At 36.7% G+C, this 14,882-nt stretch carries 15 protein-coding genes; 6 read left to right on the top strand and 9 right to left on the bottom strand.

Going from position 1 to position 14,882, the window contains the following annotated elements; all coding sequences use genetic code 11:
- Positions 1 to 19 precede the first annotated feature (19 nt).
- Entirely contained in the window at positions 20 to 769 is a 750-nt protein-coding gene (locus tag ACM66U_RS05405) for an ElyC/SanA/YdcF family protein (RefSeq protein ID WP_418641335.1), read from the bottom strand.
- Positions 766 to 1,461 carry an alpha/beta hydrolase gene (locus tag ACM66U_RS05400; protein ID WP_230973230.1) on the bottom strand — a complete coding sequence of 232 codons (696 nt, stop codon included), beginning with the start codon at positions 1,459 to 1,461 and terminating at the stop codon, positions 766 to 768. The genes ACM66U_RS05405 and ACM66U_RS05400 overlap by 4 nt, the downstream gene beginning before the upstream one ends.
- Positions 1,462 to 1,581: 120 nt before the next feature.
- Here ACM66U_RS05400 and ACM66U_RS05395 point away from each other — a divergent pair, with 120 nt between their 5' ends.
- Complete coding sequence (locus ACM66U_RS05395) at positions 1,582 to 2,316, top strand: hypothetical protein (RefSeq protein ID WP_418641334.1); 735 nt, start codon at positions 1,582 to 1,584, stop codon at positions 2,314 to 2,316.
- Between the two features lie 9 nt (positions 2,317 to 2,325).
- Here the strand turns inward: ACM66U_RS05395 and ACM66U_RS05390 are convergent, their stop codons facing one another.
- The gene (locus ACM66U_RS05390) at positions 2,326 to 3,444 is read right to left on the bottom strand and encodes an NAD(P)/FAD-dependent oxidoreductase (protein ID WP_418641333.1); all 1,119 of its coding nucleotides are present in this window, start codon (positions 3,442 to 3,444) and stop codon (positions 2,326 to 2,328) included.
- Entirely contained in the window at positions 3,445 to 5,463 is a 2,019-nt protein-coding gene (gene glyS, locus ACM66U_RS05385; RefSeq protein ID WP_418641332.1) for a glycine--tRNA ligase subunit beta, read from the bottom strand.
- Between the two features lie 109 nt (positions 5,464 to 5,572).
- On the opposite strand from glyS, the gene ACM66U_RS05380 reads away from it, so the two are divergent.
- On the top strand, positions 5,573 to 5,965 hold the full coding sequence (locus ACM66U_RS05380) for a YidH family protein (RefSeq protein ID WP_346388682.1): 393 nt from the start codon (positions 5,573 to 5,575) through the stop codon (positions 5,963 to 5,965).
- Between the two features lie 144 nt (positions 5,966 to 6,109).
- The gene (locus ACM66U_RS05375) at positions 6,110 to 6,496 is read left to right on the top strand and encodes a class II SORL domain-containing protein (RefSeq protein ID WP_151900453.1); all 387 of its coding nucleotides are present in this window, start codon (positions 6,110 to 6,112) and stop codon (positions 6,494 to 6,496) included.
- 29 nt (positions 6,497 to 6,525) lie between these two features.
- On the opposite strand, the gene ACM66U_RS05370 is transcribed toward ACM66U_RS05375, so the two are convergent.
- Together ACM66U_RS05370 and ACM66U_RS05365 are read right to left on the bottom strand one after the other, a co-directional pair.
- Complete coding sequence (locus tag ACM66U_RS05370) at positions 6,526 to 7,461, bottom strand: HD-GYP domain-containing protein (protein ID WP_418641331.1); 936 nt, start codon at positions 7,459 to 7,461, stop codon at positions 6,526 to 6,528.
- Between the two features lie 15 nt (positions 7,462 to 7,476).
- Positions 7,477 to 9,069 carry an EAL domain-containing protein gene (locus ACM66U_RS05365; protein ID WP_418641330.1) on the bottom strand — a complete coding sequence of 531 codons (1,593 nt, stop codon included), beginning with the start codon at positions 9,067 to 9,069 and terminating at the stop codon, positions 7,477 to 7,479.
- Positions 9,070 to 9,149: 80 nt separating this feature from the next.
- On the opposite strand from ACM66U_RS05365, the gene ACM66U_RS05360 reads away from it, so the two are divergent.
- Together ACM66U_RS05360 and ACM66U_RS05355 are read left to right on the top strand one after the other, a co-directional pair.
- Positions 9,150 to 9,812, top strand: a complete 663-nt coding sequence (locus ACM66U_RS05360; RefSeq protein WP_418641402.1) for a uracil-DNA glycosylase — start codon at positions 9,150 to 9,152, stop codon at positions 9,810 to 9,812.
- Positions 9,809 to 11,080 carry a hypothetical protein gene (locus ACM66U_RS05355; protein ID WP_418641329.1) on the top strand — a complete coding sequence of 424 codons (1,272 nt, stop codon included), beginning with the start codon at positions 9,809 to 9,811 and terminating at the stop codon, positions 11,078 to 11,080. Before ACM66U_RS05360 ends, ACM66U_RS05355 begins: the two co-directional genes overlap by 4 nt.
- Here ACM66U_RS05355 and ACM66U_RS05350 read toward each other — a convergent pair.
- Positions 11,033 to 12,187, bottom strand: coding sequence for an MFS transporter (locus ACM66U_RS05350; protein WP_418641328.1), 1,155 nt, complete (start codon positions 12,185 to 12,187; stop codon positions 11,033 to 11,035). The genes ACM66U_RS05355 and ACM66U_RS05350 overlap by 48 nt on opposite strands.
- An 8-nt stretch (positions 12,188 to 12,195) precedes the next feature.
- The gene (locus ACM66U_RS05345) at positions 12,196 to 12,570 is read right to left on the bottom strand and encodes a YbgC/FadM family acyl-CoA thioesterase (RefSeq protein ID WP_418641327.1); all 375 of its coding nucleotides are present in this window, start codon (positions 12,568 to 12,570) and stop codon (positions 12,196 to 12,198) included.
- A gap of 161 nt (positions 12,571 to 12,731) precedes the next feature.
- On the opposite strand from ACM66U_RS05345, the gene ACM66U_RS05340 reads away from it, so the two are divergent.
- Complete coding sequence (locus ACM66U_RS05340) at positions 12,732 to 14,420, top strand: protein adenylyltransferase SelO (protein ID WP_418641326.1); 1,689 nt, start codon at positions 12,732 to 12,734, stop codon at positions 14,418 to 14,420.
- Here ACM66U_RS05340 and ACM66U_RS05335 read toward each other — a convergent pair.
- The gene (locus ACM66U_RS05335; RefSeq protein ID WP_418641325.1) at positions 14,417 to 14,878 is read right to left on the bottom strand and encodes a hypothetical protein; all 462 of its coding nucleotides are present in this window, start codon (positions 14,876 to 14,878) and stop codon (positions 14,417 to 14,419) included. The genes ACM66U_RS05340 and ACM66U_RS05335 overlap by 4 nt on opposite strands.
- Positions 14,879 to 14,882 lie beyond the last annotated feature (4 nt).

The following is a 14,882-nucleotide window of genomic DNA, read 5'->3' as shown; positions in this document are numbered from 1 at the left end:
GAGGCACTAAAATACCAATTCAGAAAAAACTCCTTTTTGCCCAGAGTATCCCCAGGTACTCATGAATTGCTATACTTGAAATATAAAAATAAACAGGTTTGGGAACCTGCAGATACCCTCTGAACTCACTTTTGTAATAATTTGTCGGTGCAGCTATGGGATGCATACCGAGTGAGCGAAAAAGCAGCATAGCCCGTGGCATATGTGTGGCAGAGGTTACCAGTACAAAAGGCTTATCTGTGACAAGTGTTTTGGTGAAAATTGCTTCTTCTTTTGTATCTGCCGGCTTCCCGTTTATAATCATATCTTTATATGCCACACCCAAAGCATGTGCCAGTTTTGCATTCATCGCTGCATTTGTTGTATTTGTATCTCCCTCGTATCCTGTAAAAATCAATTTTGATTCCGGCATCTTTTTATGTATGAGTATTCCTTCTAAAACTCTTTTTGTACCGGCACTGCTGATTTGGGAAGAGAGTGGCTGAGACGGATCCGTATTATGTCCGTTGCCGAGTACATGTATATATTTAACCTGCTGTTTATAATCAAATTTTGGGTACTGGTTTTCCAGATTCTGTACCAAAAAGTTTGCAAAAGGCGGATAGGAGAAAAGTAACAGTAAAAACAGGCCCGAAAAAAACAGTATTTTTGCAAAACGAATCTTCTTTACATGTAACATGTAAAGCCCGACTGCCAACAGTGTAACAATCAAGCCAAGCGGTTCTACAAAAAATGTTAGAAATTTTTTCAGATACAAACCTGCACTCATGTGATAACTTCATTGATTTTATTTGTAACACGCGGATCCCAAAACAGTTCCGTATGCGAAAGTCCTTTGAACTCTTCATAATGCACTAAATTTTTTATATGCTTTTTTAAATTTCTGGAATTTTGCAAAGGAATAAGTTCATCATCCCGACTCACAAACAAATAAGTATCGGCTTTTACATTTTCAATATAGTGCATCGTTTTGAACTTATACCGTAAAAGCTTTGCCATATAAGAAATTTTAGAATATTTTTGGCGCAAAAGCTGTCCTATGGAGTCAAAGGCCCCTATCAAAAAGAGTGCTGATACTTTATGTTTTGAAGCAACATACGCAGCAACACTTGAACCTAAAGAGTAGCCCAAAAGATAAAAATCACCATAGTTTTTCTGCACCAACTCTGCAATTTTCAGACTGTCTTGCAAAATATTTTTCTCATTTGCCACACCTTCACTTTTACCGTAACCACGATAGTTAAAGACTACTATTCGTGACTTTGGATAAACCTGGGATAGCCTGTTGAGAAGGGCCACACCGTCATGACTCCGACCTACAAACATAAGCAGGGTATTTTTCGGATTTTTCGGCTCATACACAGCACCCTCAAGTTCTATACCGTCATCCATTTTCGCACTTAAAAGGGAGCAGTCTTGGCACAAACGCCTCTCTTTTATATATGTAGGACGAAAAATCATAAAATATTGCCATTGATAAAAAGCAAACAGTAATATTAAAAAAGTGAAAATTAAAAAAGCTATATAAATCATGAAAAGAATTATAGTATAATTCGCCTAATAAGTGCCAGAGGATAATAAATGCAAGTATTTGGAAAATTTTCAACAAACTTTGATATGGACTATTTAGTCGAACAGTATATGTATATCAATGAGAACGAAGATGAAAAAATCACCGTTGATGATTTAGAAAACATGCTTAAGAAAAAACGCAAAACTGTCGCAGGAACTGTTTTTTTGTATAACCCTGAAGTCAGTCCGGTCGGTTATAAAATGAGCCGTTTTTTGCAAGAAGAAGGATTTGACAAGTATGATGAATTTGTCCCTCTGAATGAAAGTCCAAAAGACTATGTTTTAAACGCAGGCTTTAAAGAACACTACAAAGGCAAACTTGTCCAGATCAGATATCTGTTTAATTATAACAGGGAAAACATCGAACCTACTCCTATTTTAGAAGAGTTTGATGCTGACCTGGACAAAATCACCTCTTCTCAGCTTACACGATATGACAAGCAGCTGAACTATATTGATATACCGAACATCAGACTCAGCGGAAAATTTGTCTTTTTCGGCATAGGAAACAAATACGACAGACACCACAAAGCCATCATCGCCTATGCAAGAGCACTCTCTTTACATGTAAACAAACTCGATAAAAACGTGGTCTTTATGTATGACAACAATTATGACCCGGACGAGTGTATAGAGAGAGCCTACTATCTTTCTCCTTTTGCCGGCGGAAAAGCAAGAGAGGTCCGTGCCAATGCAGTCAAAGCAATTTTCAAAACGCTCCCGCCGCAACGCGTAAAAATCTAATCTCTCTGATTATCTCTTTTTAGCCCAACGCGCAAAAAACCTTGCCGGGCTGATTCTCTCACTGATATTTTTTCCGTGCAGTATATGCTCTGTCAGTATTTTTGCCAGATACGGTGCCAAGACAAAACCGTATCCGCCGCTTCCATTTATCATAAAAAGGTTTGGATAATAGACATACTCTGAATAATCAGGCTTTTTCGTATGCAAAGAGCCTTTACATGTAAGCAGTGTTTCGCTTGAAAGTACCAAAGAACCGATCATCGGCAGATAATCAAAAGAACCCGAACGCAGTCCCGTATAATCTTTTATGACTTTCACATTTTCCAACTGCATAGTTTGTGAAGCTTTTTTCAACAGCTCTGCTCTGCCCTGCTCAGCGTTGTACGCTTCTTGATTTTTTTCGGGATGATAATGCACATTATGTGTGGCACCTATGGCTATTTTTCCATTCTTTGAAGGGGAGATAGAGACATGCTGATGCACAGAACAGCAGTTTTGCGTTGTTGTTGTGACATCTATGCGATGTCCCCAAACACCACGGAGTTTGATGTATGGCTCTTTGATGAGCATATCATATGCTCCTGTTGCCAACACAACATTTTTGGCGCTGTAACTTTCATTGATGACCCAATACTCATCATCAAACACCAGTGTCTCTGCTTTTTCTTGAACAAATGTCGCTCCGCAGGACATATCACTGCATACTTTTTGGGCATCGACGACACCGGCATCTATAGAAACACTCTCTCTTTTTTTTGCCTCTGCACTCAATTGCGAGTATAAATCAAGCGGAATGTTTTGCAGTGGCAGCGGTGCACTTTGTTTATATACATCCAAGCCTGCATCATCCGCTTCCTCTTTTGCAATGTGAACAAGCTGTGCTTTTGTGAAGGTTAAAGGGAAATTTTTATCGTAAAAATCATAAGAGTAGACAAAGGCTTCTTGAAGCAGCTCTTTAAGCTCGCCGGCTTTGGAAAATTTTGGAGATATAAAAGCACCTGCAGCACCGCTTCCTCCACTTGCTATGCCTTCTTTGTCCAAAAGAAGCACACGCTTACCCTCTTTTATAAATTCATACGCCACAGAGCAGCCGTTTATACCGGCTCCGATAATGGCTACATCATACATTTATATACTTACTTCTTTAATGTCGGCAATCTTCAGAATACTTTTATAGATGGATGCGACCAATGCTTTACGGTTGTTTTTCAGCTTTTCATCTTCTGCATTGACCATAACATTGTCAAAAAATGCATCCAATTCAGGTTTAAGCCCAAGGAGTGCATCCAACTCTTCTTCATAGCTTTCATAAGTTTTTGATATCACTTCTTTGTATCTTTTGTATAGTATTTTTTCAGCTTCTTCTTCAAACAGGCTTTCATCTACATGTAAATCAGCATTTAGGTCAATATCTTTCGTGATATTAGCCACACGCTTAAAAGTAGATGAGACTTCATCAAAACCTTCCGAATTGACCAAAGTATTGAGTGCTTCTATTTTTCTACCGAGTGCCAGGAGTTCTCTCTCACCGGAAGCCAAAACCGCTTCAATAATAGACGGATTGACTTTGTAATATCTTCTGATACGCTCTATAATGAAATTTTCAAGTTTTTCCAAATCAATTGCGTCATAATTTGCGGATAACTCTTTTAAAGTCTTCACAATGTCAAATTCAAAACCATATTCATTGACAATACGGATAATGCCGTTGACTGCACGACGCAAGGCAAAAGGGTCGCGAGAACCTGTCGGGATTTCATTGACAGAAAAAAGTCCAAGCAGTGTATCAAGCTTGATGCTCATCGCCACTATGGCACTCAAAGGCGCAGAAGGGAGTTCGCTCTCTTCACCCTCAGGCAGGTACTGCTCTTTTATAGCCAAGGCAACAGCCTCGTTTTCGCCTGCTTCTTTTGCATAGTAGTAGCCCATCAGTCCCTGAAGTTCTGTAAACTCATACACCATTTCACTCATCAGATCGGCCTTTGCAAGCTCTATAGCTCTTTGCAAATCCTCTTTTTTTACATCAGGCTGATACATATCATATAAAGCACTGGCAATTTTTTCTTCACGCTTTATTTTGTCCGCAACACTGCCCAAGCCTTTAAAAAAGGCAACTTTTTCCAGTCCTTTTGTACTCAAACCGTTTTTCAAGTCATTTTCATAAAAGAAAAGCGCATCTGCCAAACGAGGACGAAGCACACGCTCATTTCCGGCTATTACTTCAGAAAAATCATCTGTCAGGGCATTGGAGACAACTACAAACTTATTGATAAGTCTGCCCTCTTTGAATACAGGAAAATAACGCTGATGCTCTTTCATAGAAGTGATAATAACCTCAGGAGGCAATCGTAAAAATGCTTCATCAAACGAGCCTAACAACGCCGTCGGATTTTCCGTAATAGCAACCACTTCCGCAAAAAGATCTTCATCTATCTCAACATTGACACTGTTCTCATCTTCAATTGTTTTAATGTCGGCAAGTATTTTTTCTTCTCTTGTCTGTTGAAAAAGTGTCACACCACCATTTTTGAGTGTTTCAAAATACTCTTTTGTCCCTGTTATTTCTACAGGATTAAAATTTGCTATACGATGCACGCGTGTAGTTTTGGCGGCATCTATACCATACATGTGCATAGGAACAAGCGTATCATCTAGTTGCACATTTACCCATCGAACAGGACGAATAAAACTCTCATGCAAACTGCCCCATCGCATAGATTTGCCAAAATCAAGCGACTTGAGCCATGCATGTATAATCTCTGGCAAGAGTTCCGCCGAAGGTTTTCCTGCAACATCTTTTTTATAGTAAAGTACCTCTTTACCGCCTTTTTCTGCCGTACTGAGTTCGTCTAGTGAAACTCCGCATTTACGGGCAAATCCCTCAGCTGCTTTGGTAGGGACGCCATCTTTGTAGGCAACTGCCAAAGGCGCACCAAAAAATTCTTCTACACTGTCAGCCTGCTGCATTGGAAATTCTCTGTGCCACATTACCAAACGGCGAGGCGTATAATAAAATTCAAATTCACTCAAGAGAGCATATTTTTCTAAAATATCGGCATATTTTTTTTCAATATTCTTCATCTCTTTTAAAAGAGGAACCGCAGGAAGCTCTTCAACACCGATTTCAATTAGTAATGGTTTTAACATATTTAGACTCTTTATGTATTAATTAACGCGATTTTATCTCTTTATTGGTTAAAAACTCTTAAAATGGTTCACATATGTCTTAAATAAATTTCAGTTAGGAAATACAAGTATGCAAGAAAAAAAATCTTCTATCGACCCGAAAGACTTAATGGCAGTAGAAAGAGCGACTACCGCACTTATCGGAACCTCTATCTCCCTTATTATTCTCGGTTTTATTATTGAAAAATTTGAACTGTTTCTGCATATTATATCTGTCGAGCTAACAGGAAAAAAACATGATACCATACCGCAGTTGACACATATTGCCTTTTACAATTATCTGGGTATATTTATCACGATATGCGGCATGCTTCTGGCTGGATACACCTATAAATACTACCTCACATGGATCACACATCTGGAAAAAGGAGAAATAGATACCGACAAAAACATCTATTTTTATCTTTCATTGACAGTTTCACTTGTCGGTTTTGTACTTTTACTCAGTATGATCTTTATTTAAATAGAATCCGAGTTAAAAAGAGTGTTAAAAAAAACAAATAATCTTAGTATAAACTTAGACAAGATAAATATGCTCTGATTTATGATAATGCTAAAGATTTTATAGATACAATAACGTTAAATAAATTAACACAAGGAATTTAATATGCCAAAGATTAACAAATACGTTGACATTGACACAGTAGAAAGAGAAGCAAAGAAAGATTTAATTGACCGTCACTCACCATTCATTACCGTACCTGGTGTTGCTAAAAAAGGCGAAATGCTTGCAGTAAACGTAAAAATGGGTAACGAATATACTCACCCGGATGATTTCGATCACTACATCGAGTCTATCACTCTTTATGACGGTGACACTAAATTGGCAACGGCTACTTTTGTTCCTGGAACTTTAGGAAATGAAAAATCTCATGCTGAAGTAACTTTCAACATCAGACCGATGAAGAAAAAACTTACTCTTGTAGCACATGGTTACTGTACTAAGCACGGCATCTGGGAAAGTACGCCTGAAATCGTAGAAGTTACAGAATAACTTAAATTCTTCAGATAGAATTTTTAATTCTATCTGAGCATTTCTATCATTTTATTTAAAATCTTCACATCCAGCTGTTTACTCATTTTCGTTTTCATCAACAATAATGCTTCAAAGACTCCCATTGCTTCTTTATAGGATCTTCTGCTCGTTAACGCATCAAAAACATCACATACAGCTATAATTCTTGCTATATAAGGAATATTTTCTCCATTGAGTCCTGCAGGATACCCTGAACCGTCCATTCTTTCCTGATGATACTTGATACCCATGAGAATATCTTTGTTTTTTATTCCCAGTTTTAATCCGATGGCATAGCCAAACATCGGGTACTTTTTCATTTCAGTAAATTCTATTTCTGTCAAGCGTCCTTTTTTTTCAACAATTTCAGGATTGATTTTACTTTTTCCGATATCGTGCAAGAGTGCCGCTTCTCCCAATGCCTCAAGCATTTCTTTGGAAAATTTCAAGTAAGTGCCAAGATTTAATGCGTAAATGCAGACATTAATAGAGTGTGTCATTATTGTATACTGATGTTCAGCTATATTTATAATAGAGTCAATAGAAAAATTCTTATCTGCAACAGTTTCCACAAGCTCATATATCACATGTTTGGATGTTTTATAAGTCTCGAGATCTTCCGGATTTGAAAACAGAGTATGAAGGATAACAGTCGCTTTATGATATATTTTAGCTGCTTTTTCTTCAAAGTTTATGTATTTTTTTTGAGCATGTGCAACTCTTTGGTTGTAATATCTGAGATAATATGCCCGCTCTTTTTCATTGATATAAACAGCGTTGATATCTTTAAGCTTTTCTACATCCTCTGCAGTCACCAAAGTGCCTGCATGTTTAAAATAGTGCATCTTTTTTTCTTTCTCTGAAGGAATAAAAAGATTAAACTCAAATACTGCATTTTCTTTTATGATATCTTTGTCTATTGAAATATATTTAGTTGACTTCAAACATACTGCCTGTTATTATAAATTTAATTTCACAGATGGTTCATCTATATAAAATCCTTGTGAATAGTCTATACCCAATTCACACACTCTGTCCATAACAACACTTGAATGCACATATTCTGCTATTGTTTTTATTCCCAGTTTTTTAGCAAACTGAACAATTGTATCGACAACAATTTTTGAAGCCTCATCCACATCAATATTTTCTATAAGTGAACCGTCGATTTTTATATAATCTGCATCAATTTTTGTTATATATGAAAAATTGGAGTAGCCGCTTCCAAAATCATCTATCGCTATTTTCGCGCCATACCTGACAACTTCACTGACAAACCTGTCTACCCTTTTAAAATCCTGCACGGCTTCTGATTCCAAAAGCTCAAATGTTACTCTTGAAGCTGCGTGAGAGTTTTTCAGTTTATTCAGGATAAAATTAAATATTTCGCTGCTCATGATGTCTTCTATGGAAAGGTTAATACTGAATTCAAACTCATTCTTTTCAAAAACAGCAAAGGATTTGTTGATTATTTTTTTTGTCACTTCATTATAAATTTTAATATTTTTAGCAATAGGAATAAACAACAAAGGAGAAAGAATCTTTCCGTTCATATCTACGAGTCTTGCCAGGCACTCGTATTTTGTAATTTCTTTCGTTTTGTTGTCACGAATCGCCTGAAAATATGGAATGATTTTGTCATTTTGCACCGCTTCGCGAACAATTGAAGAGAGTTGTAAATTACGCCGATATTCATCTTCAAAATGCATTTTGTCTTCATAAATCCAAAAGGGAACACCCTTTTTCTTTGCATACATCAAGGCCATGGAAACTTTGGAAAAAATATTATTGTTTATTCTGTCTGATGACGATGCTAAAGTAAAATCAACAAAAATTTGTGTTTCCTGATAAGTGACTTTTATGTTTTTTATCTTTTCGTAAAGTTCACTCAGGTAACTCTTTAAATGATAAAAACCAAGATTTTCATCCAGTGAAATGGCAAATTCTGCACCTGAAAGACGATAAACCTGATTTGGCGAAAGGACTTTTTTTAAGTATTTTCCGACATATTCCAAAACATAATCGCCAACTACAAATCCGTAAAAATTATTGATTGTCTGAAAATTATCAATTTTCAAGAGAATCAAACCGCACTGCTCACAGTTTTCCAGGTCTTTGCGAAGTTGATACAAGTTTGGAAGATTAGTCAGGTGGTCTGTAAAATAACGTTTAAAAAGTTCTCTCCTGTACTCTTGAATACTCAAATTTTTGCTTGAATGGTCTTTATAAAGCTCTTTGAGCACTTCATCACTTATATGCTCTGTATCATCCGTATCTATCGTAAAAACTACAACAGAAGTTTTTTGCTTGTCATCATGCTTTAAAAGTACTATTTTTGCATCCGGTACTGTCTTGTTGATCTCTCGTACTAAAGTTTGAACCAATACAGTATTGTGTATATATGAGAGGATATGAATCAATACTTTATGTTTCGCCAAAAGCCCAATTTCATATATTACATCTGGAACTTCAGCGGATGAACTTAATGTAAAATTTTCAACTTCAAAAGTATCACTATTCATACTGTCTTTGCCTTTATACCTGTGTTTCATATGTATAATAACATATTTTTAATCCATAAAGTAGAATTTAACCGCAGTTTGACTATACTCTTGTCATATTTTCAGAAATGGTGGCAGTATTGAAATCCTATCAAAATCTTGTTTTACTTCAAAACCTGTACCGCTTAAAAGCTATCGGTTTTGAATATATAGAACACTTTAATATAAATGATAAAACAAACTATGAAACGCCAACAACATTAGCGGCTCTGTCTCAAAATATATCCTCATGTCATCTGTGTGATTTGAGCAAATCAAGAACGCAAAGTATGAGCGGATACGGAAATCGGAATGCAAGCTTGTTTATAATAGATTTCAGTGTTTCACAGGCACAGGACCGTGCAAATGCATACTATACAGGACGATCCGGAGAAACATTAAAAAATATGATAGAAAAAGTTGTACATCTCAGTATAGAAGATGTTTTTATAACACATGCTGTCAAATGCAAACCCCTGCAATCAAACAAGCCTTCTGCCTCCGAATTCAATTCCTGTAAAAATTATCTGTTTTCTCAGCTGGATTTTATAAAGCCAAAGGTCATTGTAACACTTGGAGAAGATGCCTATATTCACCTGACAGGTGATGTGAATTTTGAAAATGTAAGAGGGCATGTTATAGACTACAAAGAGTATAAACTCATCCCTGTTTATCATCCCCAGTATCTTTTGAGAAACCCCGAGTTGAAAAAAATCACATTAAATGATCTAAAAACCATAAAGAGTTGCCTATGAAAAAACTACTATTTCTGCTTGCGCCCTGTATCATTTTTGCACAAAGTTTTATGATATCCAATATTCCTATTCCAAAGATATATATTCAGGACCTTGACCCTTATACATGTAACGACAAATGTATGAAAGAGCTTTTACAAAACGGACAGATATTCTCTTTTCTCTCCCATGCAAACAAGAAACTGACAGACAAAGAGTTGGATGAGGCACGCATTATTAACATTGCCGTACTCAATCTTGGCGCATCAAACGCCGGCATGAAATTAAAAATAGCCCTGCTCCTGCCTTACAAGAAAATAGGAAAATACGCATCCACCACCACAAATGCGGCTTTTGCCTATCTGATGACAAAAAGTAACTCTTTTATGCTCAAAAGCTACAAAATTCCGACAGAAAACAGATCAGATTTGCAAGAAGCTCTGACGCAAATAGAATCAGATGGATTTGAGTATGTCATAGCACCGCTTACAGCACAGGGAGTAAACAACATTATTGAGATTGATCCAAATGTAAATATATATTTTCCTACTATGAACAAAAAAGATGTTCATACTGTCTCCTCTTCTCTTGTTTTTGGAGGTATTGACTACAAACAGCAAAGCAAAATGCTACTTCATGAAGCAGTTTCACCTCTGGTTATTTTTTCTGACAAGTCACAGACAGGCAGAAAGTTGGCATTTTATCAAGAAGACGAGTTTTTGCACCCTTGCGCTGATATAAATGATACTATGTATTATAATGATGAAATCAGTGTTTATAACGAAGATGTCAATCTTTCAGAAGAAAAAAAAGTATTTACCTATTTTATTTCACGAAGAACAACCAATCTTGAAAGATATTTAAAAGAAAATAAAGACATTGTCAATGCTTCATTTTTTGTCAATACCCCAATCATCAAAACAGGAATGATATTATCACAACTGACACTTTACGATGTAAATGCTACAAACATCCTCTCAACACAGATTAATTATGACCCATTGCTGCTCTCTATGACGCAGTACAATGACAGAAAAAACATGATTGTAGCAAATTCTATAACCAAAGATAATAATATTTTGATTGAGACAAATTCGCTGTTGGGAAATGACATTGTGTATGACTGGATTAACTACACTACAACTGTCGGAATAGATTACTTTTATGCACAAATCACCGGTGAAGAAAGAGAATACAATATCAACCTTCTGGACAATCAAATGATGTATGATATAGAACTTTTACGCCCTGGAATATCGAGATTTTTCAAATATATTCCAGACGAGTAGTGTCAAGAACATTACTCCCATGCCTCCTTCACTTACTATCACTGCATTTTCAAAACCGTAATTTTTCCAAATATACCCTATAACAATTGCTCCCAAAGCACTAAAAACAGCAATGCCGCCATAAAAAATACCGTAAACAAATCCTTTGGAATTTGCATATTCAGAAATGTATGCACGGGTAGCATTTAAACTAAAAACAGTAAATAGACCCAAAAAAGCAAATGCCAGCCATAGATTTATATTTAACATAGATATAGAGACAATACCAAAAATAAAAGAAAGCAACAACACTCTGATAACACCTATCTTGTCACTCAAAACTCCGCCATAATAACTCATAAGAGTCTGTACAGCCGTCAGCATCATTACAAGAAGCGGAATAGTTGCCAAAGAAAAACCCTCATTTCTCGCCTTTAAAATAAAAAACTGGTCACTCATGATAAAAAACAAAAATCCGAAATAGATAAACAGGACCGGAAGTAACTTATAATCCTCCTTGTTAATAACCTGCTTATCTTTTTTTATCTTTTTTGGTGCATCTTTTACAAGAAAGACTACTATGGCAACCGCAATCAACCCTGGTATGATCGTCAGTTCAAAAATGAATCTTATTGATTTTTCATCTTGCGCAATAAACATAAAAATGACAAAAATTAAAAATGCTCCACTCAATTCTCCGGCAATATCGAGCATTTTATGAAAACCAAAAGTTCTGCCATGCGCATTGTTTTTAACATAACTGCTGATAAGCGAGTCTTTTGAAGCACTTCGTATGGCTTTACCCATTCTCTCTACCCCCTGCAATAATGCGACACTTATAAAACTGTGTGAAAAACCCAACAATGGTTTAGAAACAGTCGATAAAAGATACCCTGCAACAAGAAACGGTTTCACTATTTGATATTTATCACTTAAATATCCAAAAAGAATTCGAAAAGCATAGGATATAAATGTTGCAATAGCGATAATAATTCCAAGCTTATCAACCCCTTCATTCAAAACATAGACGACAAAAACAGGTAAAAGAGTAGTAACCATGTTTGATGACATATCTGTAAAAAAACTGACCCAGCCTATATATACTACATTTTTATCTATACTTTTCATATAATTTCCTAAAATAAAGAGAGAATGAGTTCTTTGCTTTCATTATCTAATTTCTGTACTTTCCCATCAAAATCAATATATACCAAAAGAATTTCCAATTCAAATATTTTTTCATTTTCTTTATAAATTTCCTGACTCAGTGTAAAGGAAGCTGCTTTCATTGTAACAAGTTTTGTATATATCTCAAGCATATCACCAAGTTTAGCACTTTTATAAAAATCTGCGGTAACTTTACGGGCCACAAAATGCCCGTTTTCCAAAACTGGGGTCATACCTTTGGAAAAAAAAGTCTCACTCCGTGCCCGTTCGCAAAAATTTAAATAATTTGCATGATACACGACACCACCTGTGTCTGTATCTTCGTAATAGACTCGTATTTTCACTCAATATTCCTTCATATATGGCTAAAAAATCTCTAAAATCAGTGTTCATATTGTACTCAAAACATACACTGTTTATTATTAGAAAAGAATAGTTTCAATAATTTATCTCTTACAAAGCTATTTGGGATATAAAATATTATATTTTAAATGAAGGACAATATATGCAAGATATAAAAACACTCAATGATCTGGCACAGTTAGCTGAGTATTCTCTAATGGACAGACTTAATCCTGATCCAAATGCTACAGCAGACGGTGCAGATCATGCACCAAGACAGGTATTCAGCGGGCACTATGTTCCTGTAAAACCTACTCCTATAGAAAATCCTGTTTACATTGCGCACAGCAAAACCTTCTTTAAGGAACTTGGACTGCATGATGACTTGGCTGCATCTGAGGATTTTATACGCATGTTTTCGGGTGATACTTCACATCTAAAAGAGCCTTTGCGTCGTACCGGTTGGGCAACGGGGTATGCCCTTTCCATCTACGGTACGGAGTATTATGAACAGTGTCCTTTTAAAACAGGAAACGGGTATGGTGACGGACGCGCAATATCTGTTTTTGAAGGGGTTATAAATGGCAAACGCTGGGAAATGCAGCTCAAAGGCGGAGGAAGAACCCCTTACTGCCGTGGAGCTGACGGTCGTGCGGTACTGCGTTCAAGTGTTAGAGAATTTTTGGCACAAGAACACATGTATGCCCTCGGTGTTCCCACATCACGCTCTTTAAGTTTATATATGTCAAAAACCCAAACAGTAAGACGGCCCTGGTTTATGAACGGTTCCTATTCAAGGGATCCGGAAGTCATGATAGAAGAAAATGTTGCCATCACAACACGTGTTGCCCCCTCTTTTCTTCGTGTGGGTCAACTTGAACTTTTCGCCAGAAGGGCACGTAAAAATGAGCATCCAAAGGCGATGGAGGAACTTGAGATGCTTGTCTTGCACCTGATTGAAAGAGAATACAGTGATGTAATAGACAAAAATTTACCTCTGGAAGAAAAAACAGTGCTGCTTGCCCGTGAATTTCGCTCCCGCCTTACTTCACTTGTAGTAAACTGGATTCGTGTCGGATACTGTCAGGGAAACTTCAATGGTGACAACTGTGCTGCAGGCGGTTTTACCCTTGATTACGGTCCGTTTGGATTTATAGACATGTTTGATCCAAGCTATCAACCCTGGACGGGTGGCGGAGCACACTTTTCATTTTTGAATCAACCTCAGGCCGGGGAACAAAATTTCAAAATGTTTTGTAATGCACTTCAGCCTTTGCTCAAGGCAGATGAAAAACAGAGTAAACAATTGGATGAAATTATGAACGGTTTTTCCAAAATCATGCAGACTAAAATGATACAGATGTGGACTGCCAAACTGGGTCTAAAAACCTTTGACGCAGCCTTGTTTAACGAACTGATAACACTGATGATGGAGACTTCGGTCGATTATACCCTCTTTTTTCGTGAACTCTCTGACATACCTGATAATATTTCCGCAATTGCGAAAAGCTTTTACGGTGACTCTCTATATGATCAAAAGATTATAAAAAGCTGGACCGAGTGGTTGGAAAAATGGAAAGCAAACATTAACATTGATACTCCGGAGTCCCGCAAAAAACTCTCAAAAGAGATGAAACAAACCAATCCGAAATATATTCTCCGTGAATGGTTCCTTGTTCCGGCATACAAAAAGGCCCAGGAGGGAGATTATTCACTTATAAAAGAGCTGCAGGAAGTGATGAATGATCCCTACAGTGAACAGTCATCGGAGACAGAAGACAAATACTACAGAGAGAAGCCTGCTGAACTGTTTAATGTCGCAGGAATATCTCATGTAAGCTGTTCTTCCTAAAACTGCATCTCCACTTCTTTTTCTTTGAGTTTTTGAATGTAGAGCAGAGCATTTGTAAAGGCATACTGGTCTACTTCCTCTATGCCTGCTTCTTCACACTCTACCAAGTAATCAAAACCGTCGAGTTCAGTGTTTTGCACTTTTTTCAAATGTATTACATAGAGTAACAAGTCGGCTAAATCACTTATAGGGATTATCTCTCTGTAATTTTTGCTGCACGCACTTATATAATCGTCGCATATGCTTTCATTTGACATTAAAAGTATCCAGAGAATAATTTTATCTACCTTTTTTGGTGCATTCGCCCGAGCTGAAAAATCTTCATAAAGTGCTTTATTTTTGGCTATCTCATCAAGCTGTTCATGAACCTGTGCTGTTAAAAAATCAACTCTTTCATCTGTCAGTTTTTCATTTTTATAGCCATCCAATACTGATTCTGCAATTTGGTATGTGTGCATTGTT

The organism is Sulfurimonas sp. ST-27 (genome assembly GCF_048081595.1).
In the GTDB taxonomy this organism is placed as follows: Bacteria; Campylobacterota; Campylobacteria; order Campylobacterales; family Sulfurimonadaceae; genus Sulfurimonas; species Sulfurimonas hydrogeniphila.
This window is presented reverse-complemented; position numbering and strand designations above follow the sequence as displayed.